Annotated in this window: 1 protein-coding gene; it reads right to left on the bottom strand. The window is 47.0% G+C overall.

Annotated features, from left to right (window positions below; genetic code table 11):
* Positions 1 to 172: 172 nt before the first annotated feature.
* Entirely contained in the window at positions 173 to 1,348 is a 1,176-nt protein-coding gene (locus tag MO867_RS21995; RefSeq protein WP_252473151.1) for a hypothetical protein, read from the bottom strand.
* Positions 1,349 to 1,460: the final 112 nt, after the last annotated feature.

Below are 1,460 nucleotides of genomic sequence, written 5' to 3' on the forward strand. Positions count from 1 at the left end.
CCATATCGAAAGTGGGTTTGGTCATGGGTCATCTCTTTTTTGCTAATAGTAAAGAGGTGACACAGAATTCTGAACACTACCTCGATGAGCCAAGGAAAACGGACTTCCCTATAAAAAATGGAGAGCAGGGCTCTCCATTTTATTGAGTTGAACGTGAGTTACTGCTACTCAGTTAGTTGGCACTATTTGAGTGGTAAATCATCGCTTGCCATACATTTTGCTTGCCACCTCCGTAATTATCATAGGTGGGGTTTTTGATGTAAGACCAAGCCACTTTACCGTTGCCAAGGAAAACGGGTTCATCAAGGCCGCCCCAGCCATACTTTGTCAGTTTGACTGGGCCTTGCAATACGTTAAGTTCTGCGTCAATTTCCATCACATAGTACGCTTTAGGGACCAGCATACGCATTGCACCATTTTTAGCAGAGCTGCGATTGTATGACAGGTTATCAGAGATACATTGGAATTGAGCGTAACCAAACAGGTAGCGGCCATTTTTCAAGTCGATAAGTTGCGGGTCGCTGATTTGACAGTCAGGCTCTTCTACCAACCATTTGAACCCTTCGCCTTCGATACTTCCGTTACCATCCACTTTGGCAATACCAATACGGGTTAACGAGGAGGAGTTCAGAGCGTCACCACTGCGCAGGCCTTGCCTGGAAATGGTTGGATTGCTGCTGCTCGACATATAAGAGAAAGAGCAGTTGGTATTATCTGAGCATTGCTTGTCAAAGGGACCGCCACTACTTGTATCTATGCCGTATTCGCTTTGCAGGAAGCGATTCATTTCCGCGTCATCAATGTATTTGGGGGATACGATAAGAGACAGGTTGGTGTTCTCATCTACTGGAACTACAGTGTGGCCACCACCATTTGAGAAAAACGCGTTGTCGGAAGGTACAAGATAATTGTAGTTGCCTTCAAAACTACTCGTAGAGGATGTGTCCTCCATCTTGATGGCAATCGTATTTAATCCGCGAGACTGATTATATTTTCCGCCATCGCTGGTACAAATTGCTCCATATTTTTCATTGCCAGGGTTATAGAATGCCCGGATATTCAGCACGTGGCCATAACCGCAGAGCCAGTACCAACCACGATTATTGCTTCCGCTCATGTTCAGGGACCAGTTATCACGATCGATAACGGTCATTCCCGCAGAATAGTGGGAGCCACCATAACTGCCGTCAAAAACGCGAGCTGTGACGGAGAAAGCATAGCTGGTGCGACCCTGGCTATCATCTTCGACATAGATAAGCTCCTGGGCACCGGCATGGCCTCCACCGTGTATCTTATTCACCACATAAGCAGCCGGCTTTTCACTGAGAGCTTTATTATCCCATTCCATTAGCCAGATTTGATCGTTAGTGCGTCAAGCTAAGCTTGATGCTTCTTGCAGGGTGAAAGTCCCTGTCGGGCAAGGCCTAACCAGCCATCCGTATCGAGTGTTGCGCGTAGGG

The organism is Microbulbifer okhotskensis, assembly GCF_023895975.1.
In the GTDB taxonomy this organism is placed as follows: domain Bacteria; phylum Pseudomonadota; class Gammaproteobacteria; order Pseudomonadales; family Cellvibrionaceae; genus Microbulbifer; species Microbulbifer okhotskensis.